Genomic DNA, 20,264 nt, shown 5'->3' with positions numbered 1-20,264 from the left:
CCACCGCTGCGGCGATCGCAGGCGCGAATTTGGCAAGGCGGGGATCAATGCAGATTATGCTGCGCACCGGTCGCCTCCTCATCCATCAGGCCATGGCCAGTTTCGAACCGGTCCAACCGGAATGCCGCCGCAGCCTCATGGGGACGGTCCGTGGCGATCAGATGGGCATAACACTGCCCAGAGGCCGGCGTTGCCTTGAACCCGCCATAGCACCAGCCCGCATTGAGATAGAGCCCGTCAATCGACGTTCGGTCGATGATGGGCGAGCCATCCGGTGTCATATCCATGATGCCGCCCCAGCTGCGCAACAGCCGCGCCTTGCCGATGGTGGGCAGCATCGCCATGCAGGCCTCCATTGTGTGCTCCACCATCGGCAGGTTCCCCCGCGCCGCATAAGAAGCGTAGAGATCAAGGTAGCTGCCAAAGACCAACCCGCCCTTGTCCGACTGACTGATGTACAAATGCCCCTCAGCAAAAGTGAGGACATGATCAATGATCGGCTTCAGACCCTCTGAGACAAACGCCTGCAAGACGTGGCTCTCAATCGGCAGGGTCAGACCAGCCATCGCGGCCACCTGGCTGGACCGCCCGGCGGCGGCCATAGCGACCTTGCCCGCACGGATCAGACCACGGGAGGTCTCAACCCCGATGACCTTGCCACCCTCGGTCCGAATTCCGGTCACCTCACAGTTCTGCAGGATATCAACACCCCGCTGATCCGCCCCCCGCGCAAACCCCCAGGCCACCGCATCATGGCGCGCCGTGCCTGCCCGGCGCTGCAACAGCGCCCCCTGAATGGGAAAGCGATTGTTGGCATAATTCAGCAGCGGCACCATCTCGCGCAGTTGATCGCGGGACAGGATTTCGGCATCATCTCCCTGATTGATGATCGCGTTCGCGCGCCGCACGGCGCTGTCGCGCTGCGCATCATTGTGAAACACATTCAGAATGCCACGCTGCGACATCATCGCATTGTAGTTGAGATCCTGTTCCAACCCCTCCCACAGCTTCAGGGAATGGGAATAGAACTCAGAGTTGCCCGGTAGATAATAATTCGCCCGCACGATGGTGGTGTTGCGCCCCACATTGCCACCGCCGATATAGCCGCGCTCCAGCACGGCGATATTGGTCATGCCGTGATCTTTGGCCAGATAATAGGCCGTCGCCAGCCCATGACCACCACCCCCGATGATCACCGCATCATATTCGGGTTTGGGATCCGGGTCGCGCCAATGGCCCTGCCAGCCCCGATTGCCAGTCAGCCCTTCGCGCAGCACACGCCAGCCAGAAAATCGCATCCCCGCCCCCTTGGTCTTTTACCCGACGATCAGACGCGGGCATTTGCCCCGACCAACTGCCCTGGTGTCTTCGCGTGCCAGTCTGACCGGATCGCCGCTGGGATACCAGCCCCGTGCAGATCAGCCGCCCGTTATCAGCAGCATATTCAGGACACATATGTCTAGTACTGAAAGCGACGCAGACCACCAGCACCGGGTCGCATTCACCCCACTTCGCGCCCAAGGGCCACTGAAACGAAAAAAGAGGCGGGACATGCCGCCTCTTTTCTTATGTATGACCCAAAAGGGCTGCCTTGAATAAGGTCAAAGCCCCTTGGCGCGGTAGCTCTTGGCAACCTTGTCAATGGACACCAGATAAGCGGCGGTACGCAGATCAGTCACGTCATTGCGGCCATGCCAGACCTCCCGCATCGACTGATAGGCCGTGCGCATGGTGTCATCCAGACCCGAGCGCACCAACTCCAGCTCATCAGCGCCCCGCAGGTAGCGTTCGGTGAACTTTGGGTTCAGCGTCCAGGTCTTGCCCAGGCTTTCAGACAGGGCCTCCAGCTCATCCACAACCAGCTGATGACGCGCCTCTTCCTGGCGGCGTTGCATCCGGCCAAAGCGAATATGGCTGAGGTTTTTGACCCACTCAAAGTAGGAAACCGTCACACCGCCTGCGTTGGCATACATATCAGGAATGATCACGATGCCTTTGTCGCGCAAGATCTCATCCGCACCCGCAGTGACGGGGCCATTCGCAGCCTCGATAATCAGGCGCGCTTTGATGTTGGCTGCATTGGTGAGATTGATCACCCCTTCCAGTGCCGCTGGGATCAGGATGTCACAGTCTTCTTCCAACAACAGCGCGCCATTTTCAACATACCGCGCATCCGGGTAGCCTGTGACACCGCCATTGCTGGCGATCCACTGGAACACCGCTTCGATATCAAGACCATTTTCGTCGATCAGACCACCGTCACGCTCGATCACAGCCGTGATCTTGGCGCCGTCTTCCGACATCAGAAATTTGGCCGCGTGGTAGCCCACATTGCCGAGGCCCTGAACAATAACCCGTTTGCCGTCCAGTTTGCCGTCCATATTGGCAGCCGCCACATCCTCCGGATTACGGAAGAATTCGCGTAGAGCATACTGCACGCCGCGGCCCGTCGCCTCGACCCGGCCGGCGATGCCGCCCGCGTTCAGCGGCTTGCCGGTCACACAGGCCTTGGCGTTGATATCGGTGGTGTTCATCCGCGCATATTGGTCGGCAATCCACGCCATTTCACGCTCACCCGTGCCCATATCCGGGGCCGGAACGTTCTGGGAGGGGTTGATCAGATCCCGTTTGGCCAGCTCATAGGCGAAACGGCGGGTGATCAGCTCCAGCTCGTGCTCTTCATACTGGCGCGGATCAATGCATAGCCCGCCCTTGGAGCCGCCAAACGGCGCCTCAACCAGCGCACATTTATAGGTCATCAGCGCCGCCAGCGCCTCAACCTCATCCTGATTCACGCCCATCGCATAGCGGATGCCGCCCTTCACGGGTTCCATATGTTCGGAATGCACCGAACGATACCCGGTGAAGGTCTGGATGCCGCCCCGCAGGCGAACTCCGAACCGCACCGTATAGGTCGCGTTGCAAACCCTGATCTTCTCTTCCAGGCCAGGCGGCAGATCCATCAAGGACACCGCCCTGTTGAACATTAGGTCCACACTCTGGCGAAAACTGGGTTCTGTTGCACTGCTCATCGGCTGTACTCCGTGCTTCTGCGTCGACTCAGTGAGATAGTGTTCGGACACTATGACTCTTGGATTAAGAAGGTGCGACCTTTTTGACCATTCCCATGGAAAAAGAATCAATTTCAGGCAAATTGAAACACGGTTCATTTATCTGCATCACAACTGAGTCGCCGGGTCAGAGCAAGTTGTCCACCGATGGGCGACAACAGCTTTTCGCAGGGTTCATTGCCCGTAAAATCGAAAACAATGCGCGCGACTTGGCCCGGTATACGCCCCAATTCCGCCACCTTCATAAAGCATTAATAAGTATGAAAGTCCGTTTCTATTGGCGCTGAACCGGGGGGTTAGGCGGCTGGGGGTTCGACATATGAGTATAGGTTTTGACAATATTTCCATCGCAGTCCGACAGGCCTGCCTGACCGCTTGCATCAAGGGCGGAGCAGAGCTGCGCGCCTTTCGGCAAGACGAATCCGGCGTGCTGGTGAAACCTATGGTCGGGTTTCTGCTGTCCATGTTGGCAGTGGGCGGCATTGGCGTTGACCTGATGCGCATGGAACGGGACCGGACCATCCTACAATATACGCTTGACCGTGCGGTTCTTGCAGCAGCTGATCTTGATCAGCCACTGCCGCCTGCGGTGGTTGTTCAGGACTATCTCAACAAGGCCGGGCTCAACAAATATTACACCCCACCGGTGGCCGAAACCGGGATCGGTTTCAAAAAGGTGCAAAGCACCATCGACACCACGTTCGAAACCCATATGCTGAAATTCTCCAGCGGTCAGGACATGCCACTTTATGCGACCTCCCGCGCAGAAGAGAGCATCGACGCGCTGGAAATCTCACTTGTTCTGGACGTCTCGGGATCGATGCGCTCCAACAGTCGCCTGACCAATCTCAAAATTGCGGCAAAGGAATTCATCGACACTATGGTCGCCAATACGACCGATGGCAAAATGTCCGTATCGATTGTCCCCTACGCCACACAAGTCAGCCTGCCTGCGGAGCTGTTGCAGCAGTACAATGCCACCGAAGAGCATGAATATTCCAATTGCGTAAACTTCACCGGCCCTCATTTCCAGAGCACCGCTTTGTCGACGACCGAGGAACTGAAACGCACCATGCATTTCAGCCCCTGGTCCGGCAGCGATTACCGTACCAGCTCAAACCTGGTGAGCAGCCCTGTCTGCGAAGATCGCGCGGACCGTGAAATTCTGCCGCTCCAGAAGGATGCCGACACGCTGAAGGATTTCATCCAGAATCTCTACGCGCAAGGCAACACCTCCATCGACGTTGGTATGAAATGGGGCACGGCGTTGCTGGATCCAAGCGCACGCCCTGCGATCAGCGCGCTGTCGGGGGGCGGCGGCGCTATGGTGCCCGCAACCTTCAGCAATCGCCCCGTAAGCTTCAACGACAATGACACGGTCAAGATCATCGTCCTCATGACGGATGGGCAAAACACCTCGCAGTATTATGTAGAGAGTGATCACCGCGAGGGCCCGTCGGACGTGTACTACAACCCTGCGGCTTCCAGCTCCAGAGCCCGCTATTCCACCTATGATCCGCAGCGCGATAAATACTATTGGGACAATATGAACCGCTGGGAAGACCACGCATATGGTCAAGGCAGCTATCGCAAATGCAATAGCAGCTACTGCTGGTGGCAGGATGAAGAGGGCGAACCGGCGCAGGTACAACGGCTAAGCTATGCTGACCTCTTTGCGGATACCTCGCTCAAATATCTTTACAAATACCTCTATGGTGATTGGATGGGTCAAAGCTCCGCCCGCAGTACATGGTACTATGGCGTCTACGATAGCTGGGGCACCACCACTAAGAATGCCCGCACCAGTGCTGTCTGCACCGCGGCCAAGAGCCAGGGCATCGTTGTCTACACCATCGGCTTTGAGGCCCCCAACAGTGGCACCGCAGTTCTGAAAGACTGCGCGAGCTCTGACGCCCATCATTTTGACGTGGAAGGCCTGGAGATCAGCGATGCCTTTGCCTCCATCGCCACATCCATTCGCCAGCTGAGGCTGACCCAATGACAGGCTCTGCGCGTCGCTATAGTCTGACACGGATCCGCAGCGCCCTACGCCTGTTCCGCAAACGCGAGGACGGCAACGCGACAGTTGAATTCGCCATCGTCATACCGGCCTTCCTGTTTTTGCTGATGAACACGGTCGAACTGGGTATGATCACCATCCAGCAATCCATGCTGGAACGCGCCCTAGACCAGACCGTGCGGGGCCTGCGTCTGTCCACCGGCGTGCCCAAACAGCATAATGAAATCCGCGATGAGGTTTGCAGCCGGTCGGGTTTCATTCGCAATTGCGGCACGTCGCTACGGCTCGAAATGGTGCAGGTCGACCCCTACGCCTGGTCGGCCGTGGACCCGGACCCGGATTGCATCAACCGGGTTGAAGACGTGCAACCTGTCCGCTCTTTTGTGACCGGTGCCTCTAACGAGCTGATGTTCATTCGCGCCTGCATGGCCATCAAACCGGTGTTCCCCCATTGGGGCCTGGCCGACGACATGGACAATGACCTGGATGGTCGAATTCGCCTCTATGCAACGTCAGCCTTTGTTCAGGAGCCAAGGTAATGTTGAATGATCTCCGCAGCCTGTTCCGCCGCTACAGGCATGAAACTGACGGTTCTGTTTCGGTAGAATTCGCCTTTTACATGCCATTGCTGCTCGGCGTCTTTGCCGCAATGTACACCTATTTCGATGCCTACCGGCAGGAGGGCGCCAACCTCAAGGCGGCCTATACGATTTCAGACCTCATCTCGCGGGAAACCTCTACTCTGAACGAAGAGTATATCGACAGCATGCATGAATTGGCCAAGCTGCTGATCCGTGTTGATTCTTCGATCTCGCTCAGAATTTCCGTGATCCGTTGGGACGAGGATGACAATCGCTACTACGTCGACTGGTCCAGGGTCCGTGGTGGCCAATTTGCTCAATGGCAGGATGGCACAATTCAAAATGTCAAAGATGACCTGCCCAGCATGCCCGACCAAGAGCGGGTCATTTTGGTTGAAACAAAGAACGACATTGATCCGGCTTTCAATGTTGGATTGCCAGACATGGATATCGAAAATTTTGTCTTCACCCGCCCGCGTTTCGCACCGCAAGTAAAGTTTGAAGGCCAGGACAGCGGTGGCGGTGGCCACAATGACGGCACCGAGCCAACGGACTGATCCGATCTGCATCAACAAAGCATAAAAGGCGCGCCGGATTAGGGACGCGCCTTTTTCTGTATCCGGGGCGCAGCCTCACCAGCCATCTTGATGGTCAGACGTTCCCCTGCCCCGCATCACGCCGCGCAATCATAATTGCGAGGATCTCAGCCATGGATTTGCTCTGTGCGCCCGGCGTCACGCCACCAATGCCAATGCGATGCCCCATGCGCCACCACAATCCCGGCCGCCAGCTGCGCGGTCCCTTGACGGCAGTGCGGATGAGAAACCCGTTTGACGGCTTAAAGGCAAAGACGCCGCGATCGACTGCAACCACATCCGCGACCTCAGCAATCACCGCCCCATCCGAACTGCGCAACTCGCGTTCCGTCAGCTCAATCCTGTGGGTCGTTGCCTGCCACAGCCGCACGCCAAGCCAGATTGAAAACCCGCCTATCCCCAACAGAAACACCAGCCAATGCAAGGCCGGTGGGCGTGAAAGCGCCACATAGATCGCCAACGCCCCGACAACAAACAACATCGTCGTTGCCATGATGCGCCGCGGTCCAGAGGCATCAATCGTTGCCAGAATTTCGTCATTCATATCGCGTGTCCCCTCAGCCTATCCCGGCCTTCTACCCCCCGGCCTGTCACAATCAAAGGGCGTCGTTACGCCGGGATGTATCCTGATTGCGCCTAAAGTCATAGCCCTTGCACTGTCACAGGGACGGTGCGCAGCTGCGGATTTCAATCCAAGGTTCGCCACAATTGTTCAAATACGCACACACAACGTGACAGGACGCGACTTTCTTCCAGACATGCACAGATCTATCTATGCTGAACACCCAAAGACACCGGAGACCTGCCATGTCGATCCGCCCCATTCTCGAAACCCGCCCCGCAACCCCGGCGCTTGAGGGCGCTGGTGTCAAACTGCACCGCGCCTTTGGCTTTCATGACCCCAGCGAGCTGGATCCCTTCCTGCTGTTTGACGATTTTCGCAATGACCACCCCAAGGATTTTGAGGCCGGTTTTCCCTGGCACCCCCATCGCGGGATCGAGACCATTACTTATGTGCTCGACGGCAGCGTTCATCATGGCGATTCACTTGGCAACAACGGCACGCTGGGCGCAGGCGATGTGCAATGGATGACAGCCGGATCCGGCATACTTCACCAGGAAATGCCCAAAGGCAACGCTACAGGCCAGATGCATGGTTTCCAGCTCTGGGGCAATCTGCCCGCCAGCCAAAAGATGACCGCCCCACGCTATCAGGACATCACCGCCAAGGACATTCCCGAAGTCACGGACGATGACGGCACCCGTGTGAAGGTCATCGTCGGCGACTTCTGGGGCAAGCGTGGGCCGGTGGATGGCATTGCAGCTGATCCACAGTATCTGGACGTATCTGTGCCGCCGGGTGTGAAAAAGACCTTTCGCATCGACACCTACCGGCGCGCCTTTGCCTATATCTTTGCCGGTCAGGGGGCTTTTGTTGATGCCGCCACGCCGCAGGGGATCCTCTTGGAAAAAGAGGTCGCGGGCGAAGAACTGCACATTCGCGACATGTCCGGGGATCGCACCCTTGTGCGGTTTGGCACCGGGGAAGAAATCACCGTTCAGGCTGGCCCGGAGGGGGTTCGGTTCCTGCTAATTTCAGGCGCGCCGATTGAGGAACCTGTCGCGTGGCACGGCCCAATCGTGATGAACAGCCAAGAAGAGCTGCGTCAGGCTTTCAGGGACCTGCGCAACGGCAGCTTCATCCGCCCGGCTCATTAACGGAATAGGCCCTATAGCAGCGTGGACTGGCGCGCGCCATCTCAGGTGGCGCGCCAGCGATAGATGACTTCTCCCTCAGCCGCGGCGGACGCCTCAGCATGATCCGGCACAAAACCGGCCTTTACCAATACACGCGCCGAGCCATGGTTCTGCATCATCACGCCACCGGCAAGGGTCACCGCCCGCCCTCGCATCTGGACCTGAAGCGCCGCGAGCAACTCGCTTGCCAGCCCCTGCCCCCAGACCCGCTCTGCCAGAAGGTAGCCCAGATGACGGGTGTCTTCTCCGGGTGCGGCATCTGTCAGCACCATCAGCCCAAGCACCTCGCCCCGCGCATCGGCCAGACCGATCACCTCAGCCTGGTGTTGCAATTTCCGCAAAAAAGCCCGCTGGTCCGCCTCGCCTTCACAGGTTTGAAATCCGGGTGGTAGCCACCTGACAACCTCGGGCGCAAAGAGCGCGGCAAGGTCCCCGGTGGCGATTTCCTCGGGGCGAATTGCGACCAGCCGATCACTGCGTAGTGACAGGAGGCTCACGCCCGCACCGATTTTTGCACCATATCCCAGTAGATTGCTTCCACCTCATCCAGCGACAGACGCCCGCCGCTGCGGTACCAGGTCATCACACCGTTCAGCATCGCGATCACCGCCAAAGTGGCAATTTTGGTATCCGGGATATGAAACACCCCCAGCCGCACACCATCCTTCAGGATCGCCTGAAGCGCGTTCTCATATTCACGACGCAGGGATTCGATGGCGGTAAAATTTTCTTCTGATAGGTTTCGTAGTTCCATGTAGGCGATAAAAACCGCGTCAGGCCGTTCCAGATGAAAGCGGATGTGAAACCGGGTAAAGGCCTCTAGCCGTGCAAGAACAAGATCCTCGGGACGGCCACCAACATCCGTCTGATCCGGCGCGCGCAAATCTTGCCACGCCTGCAACAGCTCAGTCATGTGACCTTCCATCAGGCTGAACAGCAGACTTTGCTTGTCAGGCGTATAATTGTATAGCGCGCCCGCCTGCACCCCAACCGCAGATGCGATTTGGCGCATGGAGACCGCCGCATAGCCATGTTGGGCAAACAATTGCAGCGCCGCTGCACGAATGCGCGGACCGGTGATGTCAGAATGTGAACCTTGGGTACGTGCCATGTCTCAACAATATCTGAACAAACGTTCAGATAAAAGCCCTGCTTGTGCCTTTTGGCTAATATGTGCATCAAGGAACTAGCGAACAAGGATGGTTTTGATGCAATCGCCCGCACAGTCCCGGACCCTGACCAAAACGCAGGTTCTACCAACGCCTCAGGCAGCCGCCACCCGCGCAAAAACGTCCCATCGGCCGCGCGCCGCTCATCTGGTGATGGTACTGGCTGGATTGGCAATCGCTGGCTGCACAAGGGTGCCGGAACTGGAAGACAGGCTGACACCGGATCTGCGCGGATCAGAGTACCCAGCCCTTGTTCCACTGGAAGACGCGCTTCAACCCAGCGCGCGCCCTGCGGAAGAGAGCAAAGCCCTGGAGGACAATCTGACAGCCCGCGCCGCCCGCTTGCAGGCCCGCGCAGAGGCGTTGCGCAACGCGCAACCCTGACCGCTTTCTATAGTTGCCACCTCGGGCACTACCTTCGTACAGAAACCATGCGCATCGGCTCACGGCTCAGTCACCCCCTTGATCAACTCGCATCCCGTCGGGGTTTTGTCCCGACTGGCCCGCCGCTGGCGTTGCACCGCTGCGCCGAACCCGCTAAGGCGGGGAGACGTCTTTAGGAATTAAGGGATCCCCAGCTATGACAGAGCCGCTTCGTCTTGGTATTGCAGGTTTGGGCACGGTTGGCACCGGTGTGGTCAAGATCATCCGTCGCCAGGCAGCTATGCTGGAGGCCCGTACCGGACGCACGATTGAAATTACGGCTGTCTCTGCCCGCAACGCCAGCAAGGACCGTGGCGTGTCGCTCGGTGACTACGCTTGGGAAACCGATCCCGTGGCGCTGGCAACCCGCGATGATGTGGATGTGTTTGTTGAACTGATGGGCGGACACGAAGGCGCAGCCAAAGAGGCGACCGAGGCTGCCCTGGCTGCGGGCAAGGATGTTGTCACCGCCAACAAGGCGCTGCTGGCCATCCATGGTCAGGCGCTGGCCGAACAGGCCGAAGCCGCCGGTCGCATCATCCGCTTCGAAGCCGCCGTTGCAGGCGGCATCCCGGTGATCAAATCCCTGACCGAAGGTTTGGCAGGCAATGAAATCACCCGTGTGATGGGCGTGATGAACGGCACCTGCAACTATATCCTGACCCAGATGGAAGCCACCGGTCAGGGCTACAACGCCCTGTTCGAGGAATGTGGCCGTCTTGGCTATCTTGAGGCCGATCCCAATCTGGATGTGGGCGGCATCGACGCCGGACACAAGCTGGCGATCCTCTCAGCGATTGCCTTTGGCACCAAACCGGCTTTTGGCAATGTGCAGCTGGAAGGCATTCAGCGCATCAGCCTGGACGACATCCGCCACGCCTCTGATATGGGCTATCGGATCAAACTGCTGGGCGTCGCGCAGCGCACCGGGCGTGGGCTGGAACAGCGCATGTCGCCCTGCCTTGTGCCTGCACATTCACCGCTGGGCCAGCTGGAAGGCGGCACCAATATGGTGGTGATCGAAGGCGACGCGGTCGAACAGATCGTCCTGCGTGGCCCCGGCGCCGGCGAAGGTCCGACTGCCAGCGCCGTGCTCGGCGATATCTGCGATCTGGCACGCGGCAGCCGTTTTCCGACCTTCGGCCAACCAGCCGTATCGCTGCAAGAGGCACCTGCCGCCCAGACCAGCCTTGCTGCGCCGCATTATCTGCGCCTAGCGCTGCTGGACAAGCCCGGTGCCTTGGCCAAAGTCTCGACAGCTCTTGGCGACGCTGGGATCTCTATCGACCGGATGCGCCAATATGGCCATTCCGAGCCAACCGCGCCGGTGCTGATCGTGACGCATAAATGCACCTCCACCACGCTGCAAACGGCACTGGATGAGTTGGCCAAGACCGATGTTGTCGCAAGCGAGCCGGTCGCCCTGCGCATTGAAGAGGTCTGATCCAGCGGAACCCTGCCCCGGACAGATGTATCAGAGCACCGCACCGCAGCCGGACAACCGGCGATAAGTAGAGGTGACAGGGCCGCTTGATCGGCCCGTTACCGCCAACCGCCCTTGCCCGCGCTGCCAGATGCAGGGTATGCGACGGCACCGACCAGGGATTGAGATAGGACATTGGCTATGACTACTGACACCAACGACGCCGCATTCAACGACCGCATGTTGTCGCTCGGCCTGGCCCGTGTGGCCGAACAGGCTGCCCTGGCATCCGCACCGTTGATCGGGCGCGGCGACGAAAAGGCCGCTGACCAGGCCGCCGTCAACGCCATGCGCGAACAGCTGAACCTTTTGGATATCGCCGGCGTTGTGGTCATCGGCGAAGGCGAGCGTGACGAAGCCCCGATGCTGTTCATCGGCGAAGAAGTCGGCACCGGCAACGGCCCTGGCGTGGACATCGCCCTTGACCCGCTGGAAGGCACCACGCTGACCGCCAAGGATATGCCGAACGCACTCACGGTGATCGCGATGGGGCCACGCGGCTCTATGCTGCACGCCCCAGACACCTATATGGACAAGCTGGCCGTCGGCCCTGGCTACCCGGAGGGTGTCGTTTCCTTGGACATGAGCCCGCGCGAACGTGTTGAGGCCCTGGCCAAAGCCAAGAACTGCGCACCGTCGGACATCACGGTCTGTATCCTGGAGCGCCCGCGTCACGAAACCATGATCTCTGAGGTCCGCGAAACCGGTGCTTCGATCCGCCTGATCACCGATGGCGACGTCGCAGGTGTGATGCATTGCGCCGAAAGCGAGACCACCGGTATCGACATGTATATGGGCCAGGGCGGCGCACCCGAAGGCGTGCTGGCCGCAGCGGCGCTGAAATGCATGGGTGGCCAGATTTTTGGCCGCCTGCTGTTCCGCAACGACGATGAAAAATCCCGCGCCGCTAAGGCAGGCATCACCAATCTGGACCGGGTTTACAGCCGGGACGAGATGGTCACCAGCGATGTGATCTTTGCGGCAACCGGCGTCACCGGCGGCTCGCTGCTGCCCGCGATCAAACGTCAGCCGGGCTGGGTGGAAACCACCACACTGTTGATGCGCTCCAAAACCGGCTCCGTCCGCCGGATGAGCTATCGCACACCGCTCAGCGCGCACCAGTGATCGCAAAGCTTGGTGCTTGCAGCATCTGCCGGGATTTGAGTATTTGAAGAAAGGTGAAAGGCCGGATCCGCGTGGGTCCGGCCTTTGCCATGACCGGGCCAGCGCGGGGCCAAACACATAAGGGGCGCAGACATGAGCTTTTTGGGAGTTGAGACCTCACTCACCGGACGTCGTTGGATTGGCCCGGATGTGGACATGGCCCGCGCCGCCGAGGCGATGGAACAGCAGACCGGCCTGCCCGCCGCAGTTTGTCAGGTGCTGGCGCGCAGGGGCGTTCCCGCCCATGAGGCCAGCGGCTTTCTGTCTCCACAGCTAAAAGAACTGCTGCCTGATCCGCGTCGGATGAAAGATATGGAAGCCGCCGCCGCCCGGTTCCTACAGGCGGTAGAGCGACGCGAACGCATTGCCGTCTTTGCCGATTATGATGTCGACGGGGGCTCCTCTGCAGCACTGCTTCTGGTCTGGCTGAACCAAGTCGGCCTTGGCGCCACACTCTATGTGCCGGATCGCATCGACGAAGGCTATGGCCCCAATGACGCCGCGATGGCCGCATTGGCACGGGATCATGACCTGATTGTCTGCGTCGATTGCGGAACCCTGTCGCATGGCCCGATTGCCGCAGCCAAAGGGGCCGATGTGGTGGTTCTGGACCACCACCTGGGCGGCGAAACCCTGCCCGATTGCGTCGCGGTGGTGAACCCCAACCGGCAGGATGAGGACGGCGATCTGGGCTATTTCTGCGCCGCCGGTGTGGTGTTCCTGATGCTGGTCGAGCTGCGCCGCCAGATGCGGGACAAGGGGATGGGCACCGGTCCTGATCTGATGGCCCTGCTGGATCTGGTTGCCCTGGCCACCGTCGCCGATGTCGCACCGCTGATTGAGGCGAACCGCGCGCTTGTCCGTCAGGGACTCAAGGTCATGGCCGCCCGCCAGCGCCCCGGACTGGTGGCACTGGCGGATGTATCACGGATGGATTCGGCCCCGTCGACCTATCACCTCGGCTTTTTGCTCGGTCCACGGGTCAACGCCGGCGGGCGCATCGGCAAGGCCGATCTTGGTGCGCGACTGCTGGCGACCAGCAACCTGGCCGAGGCTGAAGCCATCGCCGCCCGGTTGGATGAGCTGAACAGCGAACGTCGCGATATCGAAAACGCTGTTCGCGCCGCCGCTCTGGAACAGGCGGAGGCCCGGGGACTGGACGCGCCGCTGGTCTGGGCAGCTGGCGAAGGCTGGCATCCCGGCGTTGTCGGCATCGTCGCCTCTCGCCTGAAAGAGGCCGCAGGCCGCCCGGCCATCGTCATCGGCCTTGATGGCGATGAGGGCAAAGGATCAGGCCGCTCGGTCAGCGGCATCGACCTTGGCGCCTCGATCCAACGCGCTGCCGCTGAGGGGCTGCTGATCAAGGGCGGCGGACACAAAATGGCGGCAGGGCTGACTGTTGCGCGCGACCAGTTGGAACCGGCCATGGCGCGACTGAGCGCGCTGCTGGCCAAACAAGGGGCCGGTGATCTGGGACCAAGTGATCTGAAACTGGACGGCATGTTGATGCCAGGTGCCGCAACCGTGCCGCTGATCGAACAGATTGAACAAGCCGGTCCCTTTGGTGCAGGCGCCCCCGCCCCGCGCTATGGATTCCCCGATCTTCAGATCCGCTTTGCCAAGCGAGTTGGAGAAAGCCATCTGAAACTATCGCTGAGCGACGGGTTGAGCAGTGGCATAGACGCCATCTGCTTTGGTGCATTTGACACCGAACTGGGCCAACGCCTGCTGGATCACGGCGGTGCCCGTTTTCACTTCGCCGGGCGACTGGAGATCAACACCTGGGGCGGACGCCAATCCGTGCAAATGCGGCTAGAGGACGCCGCAGAAGCCTGACGTGCACATCTAAACAACCCCATATTCCCGCCGCGGCACCACCCCCGGTTGCCTACAAAATAAAATCACCTCGGTGGTGTTTTTTGACTTGCGGCTTTCGGCGCTAATCACTAAATACCCGCTCACACCAAGTGGCCCGTTCGTCTATCGGTTAGGACGCCAGGTTTTCAACCTGGAAAGAGGGGTTCGATTCCCCTACGGGCTGCCACTTTTCCATGACAGTGATGTTTCTGATCAGCTCCTATTGGCGCAGCAGCTGGATTATACTCAGTCGCATGTCAGTTCGAGTGTAGGTGTGGCTTTGGTCCATCCTGCAAACCGTCGCTTGCGGCATGCGGGTACTGACACGGTCCACAGCCTTCATATTTACAATACTTTTCAGAACCTTGCAGGCGACTGGCAAATGTTGAAAAAAACTCCAATTCAGGTGAAAATCCCCCTTGCGCCAGCGCTGAGGACTAAGTAAACACCCCCTCACAGACCAAGTGGCCCGTTCGTCTATCGGTTAGGACGCCAGGTTTTCAACCTGGAAAGAGGGGTTCGATTCCCCTACGGGCTGCCACTTTTCCTCTCAGAAATTTGATGTTTTATTGGGTGGGCCGCATTTTGAATGCTGCGTTCCAAGCGCTCACCATAGATTCCGCGAACCGGGTACTCACCAAGCACCCGATATCGTCACGTCTTGGAACGCGCGGCACATAGGGCAATCCAGATCAAGACATCAACGGATTTCAGTCCACAGGATGGATCGCCACGCAGATCCCTCGATTACCCTTTTTAACGGCATCGATGTCAGGCACGTCCGAGGCCTCGATAGGCCACATAAGAGCGTCTTAAGAGGGGGTGTCGTCGCGCTGATCTTCCATGCCGGGCTGGTAAAAAAAGTGACGCGCCCTGCCTGCATTTTTGGCCGCATAAAGCGCAACGTCGGCCTGGTTCAATAGCGTCGCGCCATCCAACCCAGCCGAGAATGCCGAGGACAACGCGGTGCCTGCGCTGGCTGAGATCTTGCAGGTTTTGTCCCCAAAAGGGATCGGCTCTTCGATGGCTGAAATCAGGCGACGCGCAATGCCCGATAGCTGGATACGATCTATAAGGCCGTCGAATATCAGCACAAATTCATCGCCACCGACTCGCGCAACCGTATCGTTCTGGCGGGTGCACTGCACCATCAGCTTGGCCACACGCTGCAACACAGTGTCCCCGGCCGCATGACCCAGCGTGTCATTGACCTCTTTGAAAAAGTCGAGATCGACATGCATGAGCGAGAAATCTCGACCAGTCGCGATCAACCTGTTCAATATGTGGTCCATCGCGCGCCGGTTCTTGACCCCGGTCAGCGTGTCGGTAAAGGCCTGCTCCTCGGCAGCAATTTTGGCCCCTTGCAGGCGCAGGTTCAGCTGGCGTGAGGCCTCCATCGCGGCGGATTTTGCCTCAACCAGATACAGCATTTCGATGGTCAGATCGGTGGGCGAAAAATCCGCACTTGTCAGATCATAATCCCGCACCGCCTCCAGCACTGAAATACCAAAAGACAGGTTAATGAACCCGCCCTGCCCATCCGGAAACGGCGCAAGAACGCCCTTCAGCCCGGTCTGAGGCGCATCGCGAAATTTCAGATGCAGTTTGGCCCCGGCTGTCTTGATCAAATCCTCGGTTGAGCGCACACGTCGCGGCCGGGCAAGATCAAAGATACGAAAGAAGCGGCTGCCCAGCCAATCGGTATCCGGGCGCAGTTTGCGCAGTGTCGGCCCGACACCGGTAATGCGGCCTTCGTGGTTAATCACCACATGCATCGGACAGATTTCATTCGCGATACCGGAAATATCTCGCAGGCTCATCATCATAGCGAATGTGCCCCCAAATCGAAGGCACGGCCTTCTGCAAATTCGGTTTCCACCAACGTTATAGAAATCACCTCAGCATTGTCCTGCGTCCCCGAGTGATCAAGAAAGACGAGATCCCCGTAATCATCCGCCATCGCGCGCAGAACTCCCATCAACACATTGGCATAACCCGGCAAACCGGGCTGGCAGTGCAGTTCAAATTGTCCGGGTGCCTGTTCGATCAGTTCCAGCCCCGGCAGGTTCAGATCTGCAACCGCCAGGCGCGCACGATCAGGCAAATCATCTAGTGAATGCAGGAATTCCACGTAGTTGACGCCGCCAAAGCGGAGCAATCTGCGCAGCGCTTCCAGCTGGGGGTTGGACACCAGAAACGTGCCCATGTCCTCTAGCATTTCGGCCAACGGGCGCTGCAGGATTTGTTCAGCGGTATGCAACATGGTCTGCGACTGCTCATCCGTATAGGTGAGCATCGCTTCGAACTCGTTAAAGCCAAGCTCTGCTGTATCCATGATCACCTGCCAGCTGCCCCCCCCGAAGGTGGTGCTGACAAATGCCTGGAATGCCCTGTTGATCAGACCGTGCATCGCTGGCCCCTTGTTGCGTGTCTCTACTTTTGACCCAACCTGGTTAACAAAGGGCCAACAATTAAAATTTCACAGGTTTTCCCTCAGATCAGCGTCGGCGCCGTATCAATACCTCCAGATCGCCCAGTTTCAACGTATTCTGCCGCGCGGGAGATATCTCGAAACGGCCGGCCTGCGCCGCCGCCAGCAAGGTCTCGGCCTGCTCTTTTGTCTGCTGCTGCGCCGGTGGCCCGCGATCCAGAATTATACGGCCCAGCATGTCTGCGCCGTCCGGGCCAAACCGCAGGGCGAGGGTCTCCAGCTGCGCCCCGTCCCGCCCTTCTCTGAAGAGCAGCAAGGCCAGCTCCGCCGCCTCGTCGGAGGTCGCTCCCAGCGCGCCGCGAATAAGCACACAGCCCGCGCTGCCATCCGGCAGCAGCCGCTTGCAGCTGCGAATCCAGCGCAGCAGCTGAAAACGCTTCAGCCCTCTGAAATCATCTGCTGTCACTGTAGCTCCGGCGGGCTGTACGGGCAGCAGCTCAATCAGCTCCTTGCGCTGATCATCGGTGACGTCCACCACTTCCTTCGTCATCTCCCAACGGCTCGTAGCGCTGCGCGCCAGCTGCAGGCGATTGGAGAGATCTGCATCCCCGGTCTCTTCCGCGTGGGCATCCAACCGCGTCAGCGCGTCAAGGCCGCCCTGCCCCCAGTCATGGGCCATCTGCCACAGGGGCAGCTCTGCTGCTTCTGTCTCACCCGTCAGCACCCGCGCCACCTGATTATTGGCCGCAATGCGCCCCGCATCCACCAGCGGCGTCAGGGCCAGCGCCAATGTGGCACCGGTCATCAGCGCCAGGCCGACAATGGCGCGCCGCAACAGATCTGGCCAACCCGCGCCTCCAATGGCCGCACAGCCGGCATAGACCAACCCGTGCAGCAGTAACGTCATCGCAAACAGCAGCGCATAGATGCGATCCGGCGTCCAACCATATTGCCAGACCCGCATCAGGACCGCCCAGGCTGCCAGACCAGTGACCAGCATCAAACCAATCGCCAGCAGTCGTGCCGCCATGCCATTTGCGCCCCTTGGATGCTCCTGCCAGGTCAGTGCGACGCAGACCAGTGTCATCATCACCGCCGACATCGCCATCAGCGTCGCAGCCGAGGACAGATGACCAAAGGCGCTGGACAACCCCTGCAGCGGGATCGCAGCCAGAAACAGGCCAACCACCAACAGCACAGGAATCAGCAGCAGGCTGAGTAACCGAAACAGAAGATGCGGCGCGCCACCGCCCCCCAGCTCCTGCACCACCGCCAGGCCCAACCCAAAGACCGCGCCGCTCAGCGTCAGCGCCAACCAATCCACCTCGGCGATGTCTTCCAGAATGGTGATGTTGACCAGATCCAGCAGGGCATTGGACAACAGACCAAGAATCCAGAACACCACGACAAACCCGACCCCGCAGGCCAGGCGAAACACGATACCCCAGCTGGCCGCAGACAGTGCCGCAAACCGGGTCCAGCGGTCGGGCACGGACAACCGCAGCAACACAAATGGGCAGGCCATCGCGCCAAGCGTCAGCGTCATCAGCACCAACACCTCATTCTGTAAAAGATCGGTCGCAACCGGGTAGCGCAACGCCGCCAGAAGCATCAGCGCGGTCATCGGCACCGCAACCCAAAGCGCCCCGCCCAACGCACGCAACAGCGACAGCGGCCCGATCATCGCCAGTGATGCGCCGCAGAAACTGGATAGGAAGGCAAACATCGCCAAAAACAGGCCCTCAGAGAGACCCGGCTGGTCCCAGTCCCGCGCCAGCAGCCACATGGCGAATCCGCTACCCGCGCCCAAAGCCACCATAGGCAAACGGGCGCGCAAAGCGATTGCAGTATCCGGGTCAGTCATGGCAGCGATTCTCTCGTTAGATCGGCCTGACTTATACACTTGCGCAATACAATGGCAGAGGTTCCAATACGTGAAACTTCCCCTCAACCAGTATTAGAAATCAGTTGGCGCACCTCCTTCTGCTTTGCGGCGCGCAACAAAGCTTGCGAGCTCTTCGCGGATCGCCTCATCCAGGGGCGGCGCCTCGAACTGGGCGATGATCTCCTTGAACATGTTATGCGCCCGTTCCGGTGTCCAGACCGCGCCCGCAGCCTCCCAGGCCTCATAGTTGCGCCAATCGCTGAGATAGGGCTGATAAAAGGCAGTGCTATAGCGATCCTGCGTGTGCTGAATACCGAAAAAATGCCCATCATTGCCAACCTCACGGATGGCTTCCAACGCGATATCGTCAGGACTTGTGCCAGTAATTTCCGGCTGCATATAGCGTTGGATATGTTGCAGAATCTCGCAGTCCATTATGAACTTCTCGGGGCTGGCGATCAGTCCGCCTTCCAGCCAACCGGCTGCATGATAGACTATATTGGTGCCCGACTGCACCGCAGCCCAAAGCGAATTTGACGTCTCCCACATCGCCTGACCATCGGGCACATTGGCCGCGCAGACACCCGAGGATCGCATCGGCAGCCCATAGTAACGCGCCATCTGCCCGGTCATCTGGGTCGAGCGCATATATTCCGGCGTGCCAAATGCCGGGGCACCGGATTTCATATCCACATTGGAGGTAAAGGTGCCAATCACGCAGGGCGTACCAGGACGTACATATTGAAACAGCGCAATCGCCGAGAGGGATTCGGCAATGGACTGCGCCACCGCTCCGGCCATGGTCACCGGCGCCATCGCCCCTGCAAGGGTAAAGGGCGTGACCACAATTGCCTGCCCTCGCCGCGCCAGCCGCAGGCAACCGTCGATCATCGGCTGGTCATGCTTCAGTGGCGAGGTCGAATTGATATTCGTATACATATGCGGGCGGGCCTCGAACTCCTCATGGGTCAACCCGCCCGCAATGCGCACCATCTCCATCACGTCTTCGACCCGCTCCTTGCCCAGCGAATAGGCATGCATCGCCTTATCTGTAAGCGTCAGCTTGTCATAGAGTACATCCAGATGCCGCACCGAGGCATGGATATCCACAGGTTCCACCGGATAGCCGCCAGCGAAGTGGATGCAGTTGAAATACTGGGTCAGCTTCAGCAGGTTCTGGCACTGCTCACGTGTGCCTGCGACCTTGGCATTCAGCGACATGTCCCAGTAGTTCGGCGGCGAAGACACATTGCCAAACAGAATATGATTGCCACCAACCGGCAGGGTGCGGTCCGGGTTGCGCGGCGTGATGGTGAACTCCGACGGCGCCTTGGCAACCATCTCCATCACGAACTCTCGGTCCAGATGCACGCGGTCGCCGACGACCTTGCAGCCCGCCTCTTTAAAGATCTCCAGCGCCTCGTCATTCAGGAACACAATGCCGATTTCTTCGAGGATACGCATCGCGCCTTCGTGGATGGCTGCAACCCCATCCGGGCCCAGCGGCTCTATCGGGCGATCGATATTGCGTGGGATCAACCATGGCATTTGCTCGATCACAGCATCACCCCGGCGGGCCGCAGCCCCGGCCCGGCCCCCGCCGCGCCGACGGGTTTTTGTTTCGGATGTCATAGCGGCCCTCCCCTGCTGGCAGGGGCTACAGCCATTGGTTCGCGCGGTGCCCCTATTTCCTGAGCCCCAGCAGGCCCTGTTCAGACGGGGTTAGGATGCCTATTTCCGACAGGGCTGGTCGTTTTTCAGCGCTGGTACGGCGCAAAGCAAATATTTCTGGTCACATGTGTCCAGTTCACAGCGCTCCACCAACT

17 protein-coding genes and 2 tRNA genes are annotated in these 20,264 nt (G+C 59.3%); 10 read left to right on the top strand and 9 right to left on the bottom strand.

Annotated elements, in window-relative coordinates; genetic code table 11:
• Nucleotides 1-44: 44 nt before the first annotated feature.
• Complete coding sequence (locus PhaeoP97_RS04150; protein ID WP_072504002.1) at nucleotides 45-1,298, bottom strand: sarcosine oxidase subunit beta family protein; 1,254 nt, start codon at nucleotides 1,296-1,298, stop codon at nucleotides 45-47.
• A gap of 303 nt (nucleotides 1,299-1,601) precedes the next feature.
• On the bottom strand, nucleotides 1,602-3,032 hold the full coding sequence (locus tag PhaeoP97_RS04145; RefSeq protein ID WP_072504001.1) for a Glu/Leu/Phe/Val family dehydrogenase: 1,431 nt from the start codon (nucleotides 3,030-3,032) through the stop codon (nucleotides 1,602-1,604).
• A gap of 358 nt (nucleotides 3,033-3,390) precedes the next feature.
• On the opposite strand from PhaeoP97_RS04145, the gene PhaeoP97_RS04135 reads away from it, so the two are divergent.
• Genes PhaeoP97_RS04135 through PhaeoP97_RS04125 form a run of 3 tightly spaced genes read left to right on the top strand, consistent with a single transcriptional unit; the run spans nucleotide 3,391 to nucleotide 6,229 of the window.
• Nucleotides 3,391-5,073 carry a Tad domain-containing protein gene (locus PhaeoP97_RS04135; RefSeq protein ID WP_072503999.1) on the top strand — a complete coding sequence of 561 codons (1,683 nt, stop codon included), beginning with the start codon at nucleotides 3,391-3,393 and terminating at the stop codon, nucleotides 5,071-5,073.
• Nucleotides 5,070-5,630 carry a TadE/TadG family type IV pilus assembly protein gene (locus PhaeoP97_RS04130; protein WP_072503998.1) on the top strand — a complete coding sequence of 187 codons (561 nt, stop codon included), beginning with the start codon at nucleotides 5,070-5,072 and terminating at the stop codon, nucleotides 5,628-5,630. The genes PhaeoP97_RS04135 and PhaeoP97_RS04130 overlap by 4 nt, the downstream gene beginning before the upstream one ends.
• Complete coding sequence (locus PhaeoP97_RS04125; RefSeq protein WP_072503997.1) at nucleotides 5,630-6,229, top strand: TadE/TadG family type IV pilus assembly protein; 600 nt, start codon at nucleotides 5,630-5,632, stop codon at nucleotides 6,227-6,229. The genes PhaeoP97_RS04130 and PhaeoP97_RS04125 overlap by 1 nt, the downstream gene beginning before the upstream one ends.
• A gap of 94 nt (nucleotides 6,230-6,323) precedes the next feature.
• Here PhaeoP97_RS04125 and PhaeoP97_RS04120 read toward each other — a convergent pair whose 3' ends face one another.
• Entirely contained in the window at nucleotides 6,324-6,812 is a 489-nt protein-coding gene (locus tag PhaeoP97_RS04120; protein WP_072503996.1) for a hypothetical protein, read from the bottom strand.
• Between the two features lie 263 nt (nucleotides 6,813-7,075).
• Between PhaeoP97_RS04120 and PhaeoP97_RS04115 the strand changes: the two genes are divergently transcribed.
• Nucleotides 7,076-7,987: a pirin family protein gene (locus PhaeoP97_RS04115; RefSeq protein ID WP_072503995.1), complete on the top strand. Its 912-nt coding sequence runs from the start codon at nucleotides 7,076-7,078 to the stop codon at nucleotides 7,985-7,987.
• A 41-nt stretch (nucleotides 7,988-8,028) separates the two neighbouring features.
• On the opposite strand, the gene PhaeoP97_RS04110 is transcribed toward PhaeoP97_RS04115, so the two are convergent.
• A complete protein-coding gene (locus PhaeoP97_RS04110) occupies nucleotides 8,029-8,523 on the bottom strand; it encodes a GNAT family N-acetyltransferase (protein WP_072503994.1) in 495 nt (164 codons plus the stop codon).
• Nucleotides 8,520-9,137: a TetR/AcrR family transcriptional regulator gene (locus tag PhaeoP97_RS04105; RefSeq protein ID WP_072503993.1), complete on the bottom strand. Its 618-nt coding sequence runs from the start codon at nucleotides 9,135-9,137 to the stop codon at nucleotides 8,520-8,522. Before PhaeoP97_RS04105 ends, PhaeoP97_RS04110 begins: the two co-directional genes overlap by 4 nt.
• A gap of 97 nt (nucleotides 9,138-9,234) precedes the next feature.
• Here PhaeoP97_RS04105 and PhaeoP97_RS04100 point away from each other — a divergent pair, with 97 nt between their 5' ends.
• From PhaeoP97_RS04100 to PhaeoP97_RS04075, 6 genes are all read left to right on the top strand, one after another.
• Complete coding sequence (locus PhaeoP97_RS04100) at nucleotides 9,235-9,579, top strand: hypothetical protein (protein WP_072506286.1); 345 nt, start codon at nucleotides 9,235-9,237, stop codon at nucleotides 9,577-9,579.
• A 196-nt stretch (nucleotides 9,580-9,775) separates the two neighbouring features.
• Nucleotides 9,776-11,062, top strand: coding sequence for a homoserine dehydrogenase (locus PhaeoP97_RS04095; RefSeq protein ID WP_072503992.1), 1,287 nt, complete (start codon nucleotides 9,776-9,778; stop codon nucleotides 11,060-11,062).
• 180 nt (nucleotides 11,063-11,242) lie between these two features.
• A complete protein-coding gene (gene glpX, locus PhaeoP97_RS04090) occupies nucleotides 11,243-12,226 on the top strand; it encodes a class II fructose-bisphosphatase (RefSeq protein WP_072503991.1) in 984 nt (327 codons plus the stop codon).
• A 132-nt stretch (nucleotides 12,227-12,358) separates the two neighbouring features.
• A complete protein-coding gene (gene recJ, locus PhaeoP97_RS04085) occupies nucleotides 12,359-14,101 on the top strand; it encodes a single-stranded-DNA-specific exonuclease RecJ (protein WP_072503990.1) in 1,743 nt (580 codons plus the stop codon).
• Between the two features lie 133 nt (nucleotides 14,102-14,234).
• Nucleotides 14,235-14,309 (top strand) — tRNA-Glu (locus PhaeoP97_RS04080).
• A 279-nt stretch (nucleotides 14,310-14,588) separates the two neighbouring features.
• A tRNA-Glu gene (locus PhaeoP97_RS04075) sits at nucleotides 14,589-14,663 on the top strand.
• Between the two features lie 271 nt (nucleotides 14,664-14,934).
• On the opposite strand, the gene PhaeoP97_RS04070 is transcribed toward PhaeoP97_RS04075, so the two are convergent.
• The 4 genes from PhaeoP97_RS04070 to PhaeoP97_RS04055 form a co-directional block, all read right to left on the bottom strand.
• A complete protein-coding gene (locus PhaeoP97_RS04070) occupies nucleotides 14,935-15,945 on the bottom strand; it encodes a GGDEF domain-containing protein (RefSeq protein ID WP_072506285.1) in 1,011 nt (336 codons plus the stop codon).
• On the bottom strand, nucleotides 15,945-16,532 hold the full coding sequence (locus PhaeoP97_RS04065; RefSeq protein ID WP_072503989.1) for a heme NO-binding domain-containing protein: 588 nt from the start codon (nucleotides 16,530-16,532) through the stop codon (nucleotides 15,945-15,947). Before PhaeoP97_RS04065 ends, PhaeoP97_RS04070 begins: the two co-directional genes overlap by 1 nt.
• Before the next feature lie 88 nt (nucleotides 16,533-16,620).
• Entirely contained in the window at nucleotides 16,621-18,417 is a 1,797-nt protein-coding gene (locus PhaeoP97_RS04060) for a DUF4153 domain-containing protein (protein ID WP_072503988.1), read from the bottom strand.
• A gap of 93 nt (nucleotides 18,418-18,510) precedes the next feature.
• The gene (locus PhaeoP97_RS04055; RefSeq protein ID WP_072503987.1) at nucleotides 18,511-20,070 is read right to left on the bottom strand and encodes a trimethylamine methyltransferase family protein; all 1,560 of its coding nucleotides are present in this window, start codon (nucleotides 20,068-20,070) and stop codon (nucleotides 18,511-18,513) included.
• Nucleotides 20,071-20,264: the final 194 nt, after the last annotated feature.

The sequence above is a fragment of the Phaeobacter porticola genome (assembly GCF_001888185.1).
GTDB classification, from domain to species: domain Bacteria; phylum Pseudomonadota; class Alphaproteobacteria; order Rhodobacterales; family Rhodobacteraceae; genus Phaeobacter; species Phaeobacter porticola.
Note: the sequence above shows the minus strand (reverse complement) of the source record. Positions and strands in the feature narration are given on the sequence as shown.